At 52.9% G+C, this 13,672-nt stretch carries 13 protein-coding genes; 9 read left to right on the forward strand and 4 right to left on the reverse strand.

The genetic code is table 11. The annotated features are described in order from the left end of the window. Positions 1-4 precede the first annotated feature (4 nt). The 8 genes from DFQ01_RS09655 to DFQ01_RS09690 all read left to right on the forward strand — a co-directional run bounded on the left by DFQ01_RS09655 (position 5) and on the right by DFQ01_RS09690 (position 8,280). On the forward strand, positions 5-1,285 hold the full coding sequence (locus tag DFQ01_RS09655) for an MFS transporter (protein WP_110043680.1): 1,281 nt from the start codon (positions 5-7) through the stop codon (positions 1,283-1,285). A 188-nt stretch (positions 1,286-1,473) separates the two neighbouring features. Further along, positions 1,474-1,998, forward strand: a complete 525-nt coding sequence (locus DFQ01_RS09660) for a hypothetical protein (RefSeq protein ID WP_110043681.1) — start codon at positions 1,474-1,476, stop codon at positions 1,996-1,998. Then, a complete protein-coding gene (locus DFQ01_RS09665) occupies positions 1,995-2,642 on the forward strand; it encodes a phosphate starvation-inducible protein PhoH (RefSeq protein WP_245946598.1) in 648 nt (215 codons plus the stop codon). Before DFQ01_RS09660 ends, DFQ01_RS09665 begins: the two co-directional genes overlap by 4 nt. After that, entirely contained in the window at positions 2,639-3,244 is a 606-nt protein-coding gene (locus DFQ01_RS09670) for a hypothetical protein (RefSeq protein WP_110043682.1), read from the forward strand. Before DFQ01_RS09665 ends, DFQ01_RS09670 begins: the two co-directional genes overlap by 4 nt. A gap of 53 nt (positions 3,245-3,297) precedes the next feature. Then, positions 3,298-4,932, forward strand: coding sequence for an ABC transporter substrate-binding protein (locus tag DFQ01_RS09675; RefSeq protein WP_110043683.1), 1,635 nt, complete (start codon positions 3,298-3,300; stop codon positions 4,930-4,932). Further along, positions 4,919-5,914 carry an ABC transporter permease gene (locus DFQ01_RS09680; RefSeq protein WP_110043684.1) on the forward strand — a complete coding sequence of 332 codons (996 nt, stop codon included), beginning with the start codon at positions 4,919-4,921 and terminating at the stop codon, positions 5,912-5,914. The genes DFQ01_RS09675 and DFQ01_RS09680 overlap by 14 nt, the downstream gene beginning before the upstream one ends. Then, positions 5,911-7,509, forward strand: a complete 1,599-nt coding sequence (locus tag DFQ01_RS09685; protein ID WP_245946599.1) for an ATP-binding cassette domain-containing protein — start codon at positions 5,911-5,913, stop codon at positions 7,507-7,509. Before DFQ01_RS09680 ends, DFQ01_RS09685 begins: the two co-directional genes overlap by 4 nt. Before the next feature lie 15 nt (positions 7,510-7,524). Beyond that, positions 7,525-8,280: an ABC transporter ATP-binding protein gene (locus DFQ01_RS09690; RefSeq protein ID WP_245946600.1), complete on the forward strand. Its 756-nt coding sequence runs from the start codon at positions 7,525-7,527 to the stop codon at positions 8,278-8,280. A 59-nt stretch (positions 8,281-8,339) separates the two neighbouring features. Here the strand turns inward: DFQ01_RS09690 and DFQ01_RS09695 are convergent, their stop codons facing one another. From DFQ01_RS09695 to DFQ01_RS09705, 3 genes are all read right to left on the reverse strand, one after another. Beyond that, positions 8,340-9,221: a pirin family protein gene (locus DFQ01_RS09695; RefSeq protein ID WP_110043686.1), complete on the reverse strand. Its 882-nt coding sequence runs from the start codon at positions 9,219-9,221 to the stop codon at positions 8,340-8,342. A gap of 185 nt (positions 9,222-9,406) precedes the next feature. Next, positions 9,407-11,788, reverse strand: a complete 2,382-nt coding sequence (locus DFQ01_RS09700) for an MMPL family transporter (RefSeq protein ID WP_110043687.1) — start codon at positions 11,786-11,788, stop codon at positions 9,407-9,409. A 56-nt stretch (positions 11,789-11,844) separates the two neighbouring features. Then, entirely contained in the window at positions 11,845-12,468 is a 624-nt protein-coding gene (locus tag DFQ01_RS09705; protein WP_342769985.1) for a TetR family transcriptional regulator, read from the reverse strand. Between the two features lie 239 nt (positions 12,469-12,707). Here DFQ01_RS09705 and DFQ01_RS09710 point away from each other — a divergent pair, with 239 nt between their 5' ends. Then, entirely contained in the window at positions 12,708-13,121 is a 414-nt protein-coding gene (locus DFQ01_RS09710; RefSeq protein ID WP_110043689.1) for a GNAT family N-acetyltransferase, read from the forward strand. An 18-nt stretch (positions 13,122-13,139) separates the two neighbouring features. Here DFQ01_RS09710 and DFQ01_RS09715 read toward each other — a convergent pair whose 3' ends face one another. Beyond that, positions 13,140-13,568 (reverse strand): Lrp/AsnC family transcriptional regulator, encoded by a 429-nt coding sequence (locus DFQ01_RS09715; RefSeq protein WP_245946602.1) that lies wholly within the window; start codon positions 13,566-13,568, stop codon positions 13,140-13,142. Between the last annotated feature and the right edge of the window lie 104 nt (positions 13,569-13,672).

Consider the following 13,672-nt stretch of genomic DNA (forward strand, 5'->3'; position numbering starts at 1 on the left):
GCTTATGAATCAGGTGCCGCAAACGGAAACAGCGCGGAAGCTGCCTCGGATGCATTATGGGTGGGTTGTCGTTGCCGTTACGTTCCTTACGCTGCTGGTTTCTGCTGGTGTTCGTTCGATGCCAAGCATCTTCATGCTGTCGTTCGAGAAGGATTTTGGCTGGAGCCGCGGCGGAATTTCGAGCGTTGTATCGATCGGTATTTTCCTCTATGGACTCGTTGGTCCTTTCTCGGCCTCGTTCTTGGAACGTTTCGGCGTACGGCGGGTCATGCTGTTCTCCATCGCGTTATTGGCTGCTGGGCTGGCGGTGACGCCGCTGATGAATGCGCTGTGGCAGTTTGAAATTCTATGGGGGGTCATCACAGGTATCGCGACGGGCTTCATGGCGAATGTGCTTGGCGTGACGGTGTCGAACAAATGGTTTGCACAAAGAAGGGGGCTAGTCGTTGGCATCCTGACAGCTAGTGCGGCAACGGGCCAGCTGTTGTTCCTGCCGCTGCTCGCCCGCATTACGGTAGAATCCGGATGGAAGTCGGCTGTGTATACGGCTGTCGCGGTGCTCGTTGGCTTGCTGCTGATCGTCGCCGTCTTCATGCGCAACCATCCTTCGGATGTGGGCGTCGCTCCGTATGGTTCGACGGAAGTCGTCCAGCCGACGCCATTCCGGGGTAATCTGTTCCTCGCTCCGCTGCTGGCTCTCCGCTCGGCACTGCGCAGCAAGTCGTTCTGGCTGCTGGCCGGCACGTTCTTCTTCTGCGGCTATTCGACCAATGGCTTGATCGGCACTCATCTCATCCCGGCTTGTGGCGATTTCGGCATCACAGAGGTAACGGCGGCGAGCCTGCTCGCGCTGATGGGACTGTTCGACCTGTTCGGCACGACGCTGTCGGGCTGGTTGTCCGATCGGTTTGACAGCCGTTGGCTGCTTGCTTGGTACTATGGGCTGCGCGGCCTATCGCTGCTGTTCCTGCCATACGCGCTGAGCGCTGGCCCAACGGAGCTGCTGCTCTTCAGCGTCTTCTACGGCTTGGACTGGATTGCAACAGTTCCGCCGACCGTGAAGCTGGCAACGCAGGAGTTCGGCAAGGAGCGCTCGGGTATGATTTTCGGATGGGTCGTTGTCGCGCACCAGCTTGGTGCATCCACCGCCGCATACGGCGCAGGTGCGCTCCGCGACTGGCTCGGCACGTACTCCACCGCTTTCGTCTCCGCTGGCTTCGTTTGTTTGTTCGCAGCCGTGATCTCGACACGCATTGGTCGGAAGAAAGCTGCTTCATTGTCATAGGGAGAGGAGAAAAGGTAAGCCATTGGCTTACCTTTTCTTGTGCTGTCTACCACCAAATGAACCAGTAAATGCCTTCATGAAATCGACACATGAGCCGATCATTATCCCAATTTCTGATATTGATAATCATTATCATTATTGATATTATCACTAATAATGATTCTCAATATCAAAGGAAGTGTTCAACTGTGTCCGTCATTCGAATTAAAGATCGTGGTGAATTATTAACGCTGCAGTTCTCCGAGTTACGTAGTTATCATGGCAATCTCGCATTGATGGCCATCGGCGTAGGGTTTCGAGTCGTTCAGGCTGCATTAACCGAGCTATACGGGGAGGAGGCGCCTGAGCGAAGCAGTCTATTCGTACGGTCCGGCCATGCAGGGCCGGGTTTCCGCGATGCATTCGAATATACGACACGAGCGGTTACGCGAGGAGCGTATTCAGTCGATGTGAATTATCCGGTTGCCCAGTATGATCCTTTCCGACCGCAATCCTACGCTTACGTTATTTCCGATTCGGCAGGGGGTTCGGTTGAAGTGGCATTGAAGCCTAATTTTCTGCCTGCTGTTTTCTATGCTTATTTGCTCAAATCGAGAGAAGGCACCCTCACCGCCGAAGATAAGGCAGCGAACGAACAACTCAAAGCGTCCCTGTGCGAGAAAGCATTATCGCTTCCGCAGGCGGAGTTGCTGGAGGTGAAGCGGCTATCATGAGTGTGCATACAGCAGCGGATTTCCTTCTGTTGGATTCGGGAGCGAGCTTCAGTGAGCAGATCGTTCGCGACGGGGCGAGCGATCCGAGCACCTTGGTACTCGATCAGTACGAATTCGCTACCTACGACCTATTAGGAGCAGCACATCGATTCTTGATCATTGATGAGTTTATTGATCAAGAGCTGATGCTGGAGCAAAAAGAGAAGATTGAGGCATTCCTGAATCAAGGTAACATTCTTGTCTTCTCGGGCCATCTATTCCGGCCCTGGATTCCAGGCGCAGCGCCTTTTGTTCCGAAAACGATTTACAATCATCTCGATTACACGATCCAAGTACTTGATCATTCGATATTTGCGGGCGTGCAGTCCGAAGATATTACGTACAACAAGGGAGTTGCAGGCTTCTTCGCCAGAGGCCATCATCCGATTCCGGAAGGTGCTGAGGTCATTCTGCGCTTGGCGGGAGACGAGCCGATTACATATATCGATCGACTCAGTACCCAAGGAACGATTCTGGTGCACGCTGGTCGTAATTTGCTTCGGTATCGTCACGAGAACAACAGTGCAGGCCGAATTGGTGAGCAGCTTCGCCGTTTCCTCTATGAGGAGTATGATGCCATGCCAATAAGGAGTGTGCGCATATGAGAAAGATCGCCGTACTTTATGCAGGCAGCTCGCATCAGTACCGCTCTTTTACCGAGCCGAAGTATCAGCCTTATATTGCACAATTGCTGTATCTGCCGAAGCTGGCGTCCATCGATCTGAACGCCTTCGACGTGCTCATTGTTCCTTCGCAGATTCATCAAGAGATGGTGACCATGCACATGGAGCAGATCCATGCTTTTCTTAACAGCGGTAGGATCGTGGTCGCCCTTGGGGCACAGCATCAGAGTTGGTTCGAAGGCCATCACTGGGAATTCCGTCCAACCAACTTCTGGTGGTGGCGGGAGCCAGAGGCGAAGAGCGGGCTCGTATTATCGAAGCCGGAGCATGATTTGTTCCGTTATATCACGCTCGAGGATGCGACCTGGCATTATCACGGTGTGTTCTTCCCTCGGCATGAGGTGGAATCACTTATCGAGATCGAGAACGACGGGTCTATTATGTACATCGATAAGACGAGCACTTCGGGGACGCTCGTACTGACGACGCTTGATCCGGAATATCACTTTGGTTCCTACTTTATGCCAGCGACGGAACGCTTCTTGGATGGCTTCCTGCCTTGGCTGGCGAATGGCCAGATCTAACGGAATCAATAGACCTATCATTACAGATATATATAAAGGGAAGGGACTTTATTATGAGAAAGATAATGTTCGGAATTGTTCTAAGTATGATCTTGATCCTCACAGCATGCGGCGAGGGAAGCGGAACAAGCAGCACGGATACGAAAGAAACAGAGCAAGCCAGCGCGGCAGGCACCGGTCAGGCCGCAGCAGAGGACGGCACAACCATCGATCTGCTCCGAATTGCAGGCAGTGACGTTGGTTATCCTTCGCCATTCACGTTCAGCTCCTCAGGTCCATTTGGCTATTTGAGAAACTCCTTTATTTTCGACACGTTAACTTGGAAAGATGATACGGGCGTCATTCCATGGCTGGCCAAGTCGTGGGATGTCTCGGAGGATGGCTTGACTTATACGTTTACGCTGGAGGAAAACGTGAAATGGCATGATGGGGAGGCGTTCACGGCTGACGACGTTGTATTCAGCTTCGATTATTACAAGACGCATCCGTTCAACTGGAACGGGGACGTCAGCCAGATCAAGAGCGTTGAGAAAATCGACGATCTGACGGTAGCTTTCCACCTCAATAACAAGTTTGCGCCGTTCTTGAGCGATCTGGTTGGCATCGTACCGATTATTCCGAAACATATCTGGGAGAACGTTACGAATCCGGTCGAATTCCGTGAGGACGCTGCACTGGTTGGTACGGGTCCGTACAAGCTGAAGCAGTATGATTCGGCATCCGGACAATATTTGTACGAGGCGAACGAGAACTTCTTCAAGGGTAAGGTGAAAGTGAAGGAAATCGCCTACGTATCGGTATCGAATAAACTGCTGGCCTTGCAGAATGGCGAAATCGATCAGACGTACACGTTCAACTACGCGGACGTTGAAACGGCCCAGCAAGCAGGCTTCTCCATGATCAAGAGCGAGCCAGCCGGCAGCGTCGTGCGGATTACGTTCAATATGGAGCATTCCCAGCTTGGCGACAAGCGGCTCCGTCAGGCTATTGCTTATGCTTTGAACCGTGAAGAAATCTCGAGCAAGCTGACGGGCGCTGAGCCTATGGTAGGCAATGCAGGTGTCGTACCGACCGATTCTCCTTGGTACAACAAGGACGTGAAGCAATATCCGTATGACACGACGAAGGCAGAGCAGTTGTTGGATGAGCTTGGTTATAAGAAAAATGCCAACGGTGTTCGCGACGGCCTGAAGCTGAGTCTAATGACTTCGTCTTCCATGCAGGAAGCTGAGATGATGAAGGAAATGCTGAAGAAGGTTGGTATTGAGCTCAACCTGGTCCAAGTGGATGGCGCAGCATTTGCTGATGCTATGGGCGAGAATAAATACGATATGGCGCTGACCGGCCATATCGGCGCGAGCGGTGACCCGGACTTCCTGCGTTTATGGTTCTCCGGTCAAGCTGCGAATACGCTTGCAGCGCGCGGCAAGGAACTGGCGTTGGGTGACTTCCACAAGCTGGCTGAACAGCAGATGCAGGAAGACAACGAAAACAAGCGTCATGAAATCATCAACCAGATGCAGGATATTCTTGCTGATGAGCTGCCTACCCTCGTGCTGTACCATCGTCCATTCTACGATCTTCACAATGCGAAAGTATTCGACGGATGGAAGAACACTTCCGGTGGTATTGCTGACGGCATGCCATTGTGGGAGAACAAGGCGTTCTTAGTTGATGTTGAGAAGTAAAAAATACGGCTCTTACCTGTTAGTGCTCGTATTCGTTGTATTGCTTAATTTTTGGCTTCCTCGGCTCTTGCCGGGGGGGCCAGTTGAGTATATTACGGGTGGCGGCGAAGAGGGCGCCGTATTTCTGACAGAGGCACAGAAGGCGGCAATGCTGGAATACTACCATTTGAATGACTCGTTAGGATCGCAGTTTGTGCAGTATTTGAAGGGCATTGTCACATTCGAATTCGGGTTATCGATCAGTCATAAGGCGCCGGTATCTGAGGTCATTATGGACCGTGTGCCTTGGACGCTGCTCATTGTAGGTACAGCGAGTGTGCTGTCGATCTTGATCGGCTTGCTTGCGGGGCTCTATTCGGCGTGGCGCCATCCGGGCAGAACGGACCGGAGTTTGTTCATAACGATGCTTGGCATAAGCGCCATTCCTGAATTTCTTATCGGGATGACGTTATTGATTTTCTTCGCCGTGAAGCTGCATTGGCTTCCGCTTAGTGGAGCGAAAACAGCGTTCTTGCGGTCGGATGATTGGTTGGATCACTTAATTGATATTGTCCGTCATGCGGTGCTGCCTGCACTGACGCTAACGATCGAGAGTGTCGCAAGCATGTATCTTCTGATGCGCAATGAGGCGGTTCGCGTACGCAATGAGCCCTATGTGGAGTTTGCAGCTGCCAAAGGAATTGGTTCGTTCCGTATTGTATCGGAGCATATAACCCGCAATGCGGCACTGCCGCTTGTCACGCTTATCATTCTTAGAATCGGATTTCTCATGGCCGGTTCAGTGCTCGTTGAGACTGTATTCGCCTATCCTGGCATTGGCAAGCTGCTGCAGGAGGCGATTCTGGGCCGCGATTATCCGCTCTTGCACGGCTTATTCCTTATAATGACGCTGTTTGTGCTTCTTCTCAATCTGATCGCGGATCTGATCTATCCTTATCTGGATCCGAGGATTCGAACGGCAGGAAGAGGTGATCGAGCATGATGAGGCTATCATGGTCACAGCGAATCGGCGTCATCTTGGTCGGATTGCTCGTATGCCTTGCGATAGTTGGGCCGATGCTTAGCAGCCAATCGCCATCCAGTATTGAGGCGGATCGGCTGCTCCCGCCTTCCGCTTCGCACTGGCTGGGAACAAATGTGATTGGTCAGGATATTTTCAGCAGGTTGGTCCATGGCGCTCGGACGACGCTGTTCATTGGTGTAATGGCAGCAGGCATCAGTACGGTGCTAAGCGTAGCATTAGGCCTGCTGGCGGGATACTCGAAGAGACTGGATCCGATATTGAACAGCTTGGCAAATATGCTGCTAGTGCTTCCTTCTCTGCTGCTCATTTTGATCGTGGCTTCGTTCACAGGAGGCGGCAATTGGCAGCTAATATTGACACTCGGTTTACTGACGTGGCCGGGGTTCATGAAGCTGATCCGCGCTTCGATCTTGTCGCTGAAGGAACGGGAGTTCATTAAGGCGGCGCAGCTGTATCAAGGGAAGACAGGTTACATTCTCTCCCGTCATCTGCTGCCGTTCATAGGGCCGCTTGTGCGGACGAAGTTCATTCTCTCGTTCCGAGATGCAATCGCGATGGAAGCGAGCCTGTCGTTCATCGGCATTGGCGACCCTAACACGGTGTCGTGGGGCCGGATGCTGCAGGATGCTTTTTCGCGCACACAGACTTTCATGACGAACGCGTGGCTGTGGATGATTGTACCTCCTGCGGCGGCAATCCTCTTAATCACAGTAGCGCTTGCGCTGCTTGGTGAAAGCAAATCGACGGGCAACCGATTTACTGCCAAGCTTCGCCGTAAAGCAAGTCATGCAGCTGCAGTGAATGTGGTGGGTACGGAGGACGCTTCTGCGGTTATCGTGCAAGATGTCCAAGTCATGTACGGCGCGAAGACGATTGTTCAGCCGATTTCTTTCACGGTGAAGCAGGGAGGCATTACCTCATTGGTTGGTGAATCCGGATCGGGTAAGACCACGATGGCCCGGGCCATCTATGGACTTGTGCCGCAGCAATCGGTAGAGGGCACGATCAAGATTAACGGTCATGATGTGTACATGCAGGATGAGCCGTCGACGATGCAGCGCTGGGTGGACGCGGCTTATATATTTCAAGATCCGAGAAACAGCTTTAACCCGATTATGACGATTGGAAGGCAGTTCTATGAAGCAATGAAGCTGCAGACGACCATGGAGGATAAGCGAGCAGCGGCTGTGGCTGCTCTGGTGGAAGTACAGCTTGGCGAGCATGTGCTGACTCAGTATCCGCACCAATTAAGCGGCGGGATGCTGAGTCGGGCATTAATTGCGCTTGCGCTAGTGAACAAGCCGAAGGTACTTATTGCGGATGAGCCAACGGGCGCGTTAGACCCGATCGTGAAAAGGGAAGTGTTCGACCTGCTTGTTCGTAAGGTGAAGGAGCATCGGATGGCGCTGCTGCTTATCACACATGATCTCCCGGCGGCGCTGCATATTTCGGATGAGATCATCGTCCTACAGGAAGGCAGGCGGCTGAGCAACGAGCAGCAGGAGCAGTATTTGAGGCAAAGCAAGCAGCTGTACCCGCATACAGCAGAATAGAGGAGGATGGACGATGTGAGTGTGCTGCTGCAAGTTGAGAATGTGACCAAACATTATGCTGGAAGCGTCAAAGGGCAGACGATCCGCGCTGTCGATGGCGTTACGTTTGAGCTGGAACACAATGAAATATTTGCGTGTATCGGGGAGAGCGGTTCGGGCAAATCGACGTTGGCTGAGTTGATCGTAGGGCTTCAGCAGCCGACAAGCGGTACCCTCACATGGCTGGATGATGCGCGGGCGCCCCATATGAGTAAGCCAACTTCGCAGCCTCAGCTTGTCTTCCAGAATCCGGATCGTTCGATGAATCCATACTGGAGAATCCGTGACATTGTAACGGAACCGATGCGCTTAGGTGGCTGCCCGAAGCGGCAGGCTTATGCAGAAGCGGAGCAGCTGCTTGCGAAGGTCAAGCTGTCTGCAGATCTGCTCGGCCGATATCCGCATGAGTGCTCGGGTGGACAGAAGCAGAGAATCGCGATCGCGAGGGCATTGTCCGTGTCGCCGAAGCTGCTGATCGCGGATGAAATAACGTCTGCCTTGGACCCGTCTACCGAGGCAGAGATTTTACAGCTTCTATTGTCGTTGAAGCAGTCGGAAGGAATGTCGATTCTGTATATTACCCATCGGCTGGAGACCATTTCGGGTTTTGCAGACCGAGTTGCGGTAATGAAGAATGGGGCGATTCTTGAGATGGGAGAGACGGATTCGGTACTTGCGGATCCTCAGTCGGCATATACGATTGAGCTGCTGAGGGCTGTTCAATATAGCTAGCAGCAAAATGAACAAGGGAAGGGCATCTCATCGATGCGCTTCCCTTGTTTTGTTGTTAGTCAGAAATTCGGATCGCCCATTTTGCCATCCTGGAAGTCGTTGTAGGCTTGGATCAGCTCTTCGCGGCTGTTCACGACGAACGGTCCGTGTTGGACGATCGGCTCATCGATTGGCTCGCCGCTTAAGATGATGACGAGCGTGTCATCCGTGTGGCCTTCGATCGTGATCTCGCCAGCTACGTTATCGAAGAGGACGAAGTCGCCCGCGATCGCTTGCTTCGAGTCGTTGATTTTGACGGCACCTTTCAGGACGAGTGCAGCAGTGTTGTAAGTCGCCGGAAGCTCGAACTGGGCCCGGCCGCCCGTCTGGAAGGCGATGTCGAACAGATTGATTGGGGTGAACGTCAGCGCAGGACCTTTCACACCGTTATATTCGCCTGCAATGATGCGCACCTGTCCGCCATCGTCTGGGAGCGATACGTAGCCCATTTGGTTTTTGAGCAGCTCTTGGTAGCGTGGTGCGTGCATTTTGTGCTCGCGAGGGAGGTTGACCCATAGCTGAATCATATGGAACAGTCCGCCGCGTTTCGAGAATTCGCGCTCATGATATTCTTTGTGCAGCAGTCCGGAGGCTGCGGTCATCCACTGCACGTCGCCAGGGCCAACGATGCCGTGGTTGCCGAAGCTGTCGTGATGCTCAACGGAACCGTCATAGGCGATCGTCACCGTCTCGAAGCCGCGATGCGGATGCGCACCGACGCCTCTTACATGTGGGCTTGGCGGGAATTCGAATGGTGCGTTATAGTCGAGCAGGATGAACGGGCTGATGCGATAGTCGAAGTTATTGCCGCCGGGAAAATAGTTCGAGACCCGAAACCCGTCCCCCACCATATGAAACGGAGCGCCATGGTAAATGCCTTCTACTGTACGATAAGTTGTCATCTTCAATCGTCTCCTTTATGAGTAATTGGATGTTATCAACGGCCATTATCTTAAATTTAAGATAATTATCTTGAATTAAAGATAATCCAATTCGTCGATTCTGTCAAGCGGGTTCGTGCGAGTAACGTCCACCACAATGCAAAACACCGGAGCCTCCCATATGGGAGACTCCGGTGTTTGTTTCATTAATGAGCGCGGCTTACTTTCGGTTTCACATGACCGTGCTGCTCTTCTTGTGCATTCAGTTCTGCGATGAGCTTATCGCCCTCGACGTCGAGGTTAGGCAGCAGGCGATCCAGCCAGCGAGGCAGGCTCCATGCGCGGTCGCTGAATACAGCCATAATGGCTGGAACAAGCGTCATGCGAACGATGAACGCATCGATCAGAATACCAGCTGCGAGTGCAAAGCCGATTTGTTTGATCATAATGTCTTCCGTCAGGACGAAGCCTGCGAATACGGACACCATGATAACCGCTGCGGCCAATACGACGCGGCTCGCTTGCTCATAGCCGGACACGACGCTGGCCGTTCCTTTGTGACCATGAACATACGATTCACGCATCGAGCTGACGAGGAACACCTGATAGTCCATCGCCAGACCGTACAGAATACCTGTAACCATGATCGGCATGAAGCTCAACAGCGGACCGCCGGTGTCGAAGCCGAAGAGCGAGTGGAGCCAGCCCCATTGGAATACGGCTGTCGTAATACCGAATGTCGCGAGAATGCTAAGCAGGAAGCCAATCGTCGCCTTGATCGGTACGATGACCGAACGGAAGACGAGCAGTAGAATAATGATCGACAAGATTACGATAATGCCAACGTAGAGCGGGAACACTTCCGCCAGCTTCGCCGACATGTCGATGTTGATTGCGGTAAAGCCGGTTACACCGATGCTGACGTCGCTTGCTTGCGCAATCGCCGAGTTAGGATCGCGCAGGTCATTCACGAGGTCCTTGGTAATTGCATCCGTTGGGCCGGAATTCGGAATGAGGCTAATAATAGCAAGGTCGCCCGTCTCGTTGATACCCATTGGATTAACGATCATCACATCATCATGCTGCTGAAGCCCTTGAACAAGAGCGCCGAGTACTTCAGGTGTGACTTTGTTAGAAGCATCATTTGGTCTAGCTACGAGCAGCAGGGAACCGTTGAAGCCTTCACCAAAACCTTTGGTAATCGCATCATAGCTCTGTCTTGTTGCCGTATCGAAATTAGCTGTTGCACCCGAAGGGATGCCCATATCCATCTTCGCTACTGGGATAGCAGCTACGCCAAGGATAACAACGCTAGCGATGATGATCGGCCAACGATATTTGACCGTGCCATTGGCCCAGCGGTATGCGAAGCCGTGGCGCGCAGCTGATTTGCCCTTGCTTGCTGCATTCTTGCGTGCCTTCTCCGAGCAGATGCGCTCACCCACGAGACCGAGCAGTGCTGGCAGCAGTGTGAGTGCAATCAGGACGTTGATGAATACACTCGCCGCAGCGACCAGCGCCATCGTCGAGAGGAAGGCGATGCCGATAACGAGCATGCCGCACAGGGCAATAATAACCGTTAATCCTGCGAAAAATACCGCGCTGCCCGCCGTACCAATCGCCCGGCTCGCCGCTTCGCGAGCGCTCAGGCCGTTATCGAGCATCATGCGGCGCTGACGATTGACGATGAACAAGCAGTAGTCGATGCCGACGGCTAGGCCGACCATCAGTGCAAGTGCAGGCGTTACATCTGTCATACCGATGAACTTGGAGAATGCATACGCACCGCCGACGCTAATGCCGACGCCAAGCAGTGCCGTGAGCAGCGGCAGGCCGGCTGCAACGATCGAACCAAGCGTAATGAAGAGGACGATTGCTGCGACAACGATACCGATGCCTTCGGTTGCTCCGACGGCTGGCTTCGAAGACAACGTATCGCTAGGCAATGCCTTAATGCCAAGTCCGCCTTGTTCAACCGCTGTTACGGTATTGATGACGCTGTCGAGAACTTCTTGCGGCAGATCCATTTGTTGAACGGTGAATTGGAACTGGAACAACGCTACACTGCCGTCTGCCGAAAGCGTAACGCCCGTTACCGGAACGCCATTATCCATCAGCGGGCCGAACGTCGCTGCGCTTGCCGCATCAGAGGAAGCTGCTTGCTGCTGTGTGCTGTCTGCAGTCGCCGCTTGCTGCGTACTGTCTGCAGCCGCACCTTGTGCTTGCTCCGTATTCGCTGCGGCAGCATCCGCTGCTAATTTGGCTGCATTAATGACATACTCGAGATTGTAGACGTCATTGACGGCTTTGCTGAGTAAAGCTACCCGCTCAGGGGTATCAAGCCTTTCGCCTTCGGGTGCTTCGAACACGACGCTTGCTTGACCGCCAGAAGCTTCAGGAAGCTCTTCTGCGAGCTGGTCGAGCACTTTCTGGGACTCGGTGCCCTCAATCTTCATCTCAGAGCCGACGTGGATACCGTTAATGCCGATAAGGGCAAGCACGACACCAAGAATAGCGATCCAGCTAACGATGAAGTACCAAGGCTTGCTGTAGGCAGACTTACCGATTTTGTACAGGAATGTAGACATGCGGTGGTGGTCCTCTCCTTTTTCTTATCTATAGGTGCCCGTGTACGGGCGTGTTTCTAGAAGCCTTTGCTTAAATACCTGAACATGTCTTTCAAATACTGGTCAAACGTAATGACGCCCGGAGCTCCCTCGTCCGGATCGCCAGGGAATTGGACATTCAGCTCGCTGTCGAGCAGCGGTAATGCAGCCCCGTACATAGCACCAGCAAGCAAGTGCGTGTACATCTCGGAATGGCGGCCGCGTGAGCAGCGATTGAGGATATACTGCGCCTTCTTCTGAAACTGGTGGAAGATCGTCAGAATGTACGGTTCGAGCGTTGGGGACTGCTTCGAAAGCCTCACGAGCTTGCGCATCGTCTTGATTTGTTCGATGGTGAACTGCATGCGCATCAATTGGTGCAGTATATCGACCATAGAGGCTGTCCCCGACAGCTCAGCTACAAGCTCCTCTTCTTCAGGCGCGCCTTTGAAAATAACGGCCGCGGCCGCAACGGCTTCCTCCTTGCAGGAGAAATGGTTCGCAAATGTCCGTCTCGAGTAGCCGGCACGCTGCACGATGTCCTCGACGACGAAGCCGTCCAGCCCTCGATCGAGCGCAAGCTCGAATGCTGCTTCGGCCAGCGCAAGAGCGGTTGCCTCTTTCTTGATGTCGCGCAGGCTTTGTTTATGGATCGTAATGATTCATTCACCCCTCGCTTAATGCTGTAATGGTCGTTCAACACGGTTATTCAACCGACGGGATAGTTATATTATTGCCCAATGGGCAACGTTGCACAATGGGAAATGATTGACGGTTTTGTGACATTGATCACAGTGCATAGAACAATAACAGGCAGGGAAGCCCTATTCAAAGGGTTACCCTACCTTTTAGGATTTGCATGATCTGCATGGTTTAGCCAAATGACGGACGGAGGATAAGAATGGACGATCAGATCGAGCTGTGCCATGAGGCGCCTGACGCCGAGGAATATACTGCGCTGCGGCTTGCTGCGGGGTTAAGCCCGAAAGATATTGCCGGAGCGAGGATCGCGCTGAAGCAATCTATCTATGTAGTCACTTTGCGCGGGGATGATGGGCAGCTCGTTGGGATGGGGCGAATTATCGGCGACGGCGGATGCTTTTATCACATTGTCGATATCGCGGTTCACCCATCCCAGCAGGGAAGAGGCTTCGGTAAGCTGATTATGAAGGCTTTAACGGATTATTTGGACGCGAATGCGCATCCAGGCTCCTACGCAAGTCTGATTGCGGATGTTCCGGCAGATCAGCTATACCTTAAGTTCGGGTTTGAATACACGCAACCGAAGTCGGTTGGCATGTACAGAAGATATTAGTGGGCTCTGGAGAGGTTTCTACTTAATTTGTTCGATCGACATGCTGAGCTTGTAGTTGCCGAACGTTAAGATTGCTTCGAGGAGCTTGTTAAGCTCGGTCATGTCACTTACGCGGACACGCAGCCAGTAGCAGCCTTCCCCGCTGACGCGGTGCATCTCTTGAATGGCCTCGCTGGATTGAACCAATTCCCGAAGTGCCTGATGCGCTTGGTTGGAGTTTAGGAATAGGATAAGGAAGGCATGAACGCTCAGGCCGATTCGCTCAGGGTTCCATCGCAGCGTATAGCCTTCGATGACGCCAAGATCCTGCAGTTTGCGCACGCGTGCGCCGACCGCCTGTCCGGTCAGGTGGACGAGCTCGCCGATTTCCTTGTGAGTGAGCAGAGCATCATTCAACAACGCTTGTAGAATGCGAATATCGGTATCATCTATGGTTTGGTTAGCCACTTGGCGTCCACTCCTTTCACGGTGAAAGTGAACCCTCCTGAATACGTTCATCAGGTTATGGTTCGGTTTTGGCGATAAATGCTATCATCGATATCGTAACAGAA

It is taken from the genome of Paenibacillus cellulosilyticus (assembly GCF_003182255.1).
Classification (GTDB): Bacteria; Bacillota; Bacilli; order Paenibacillales; family Paenibacillaceae; genus Paenibacillus_T; species Paenibacillus_T cellulosilyticus.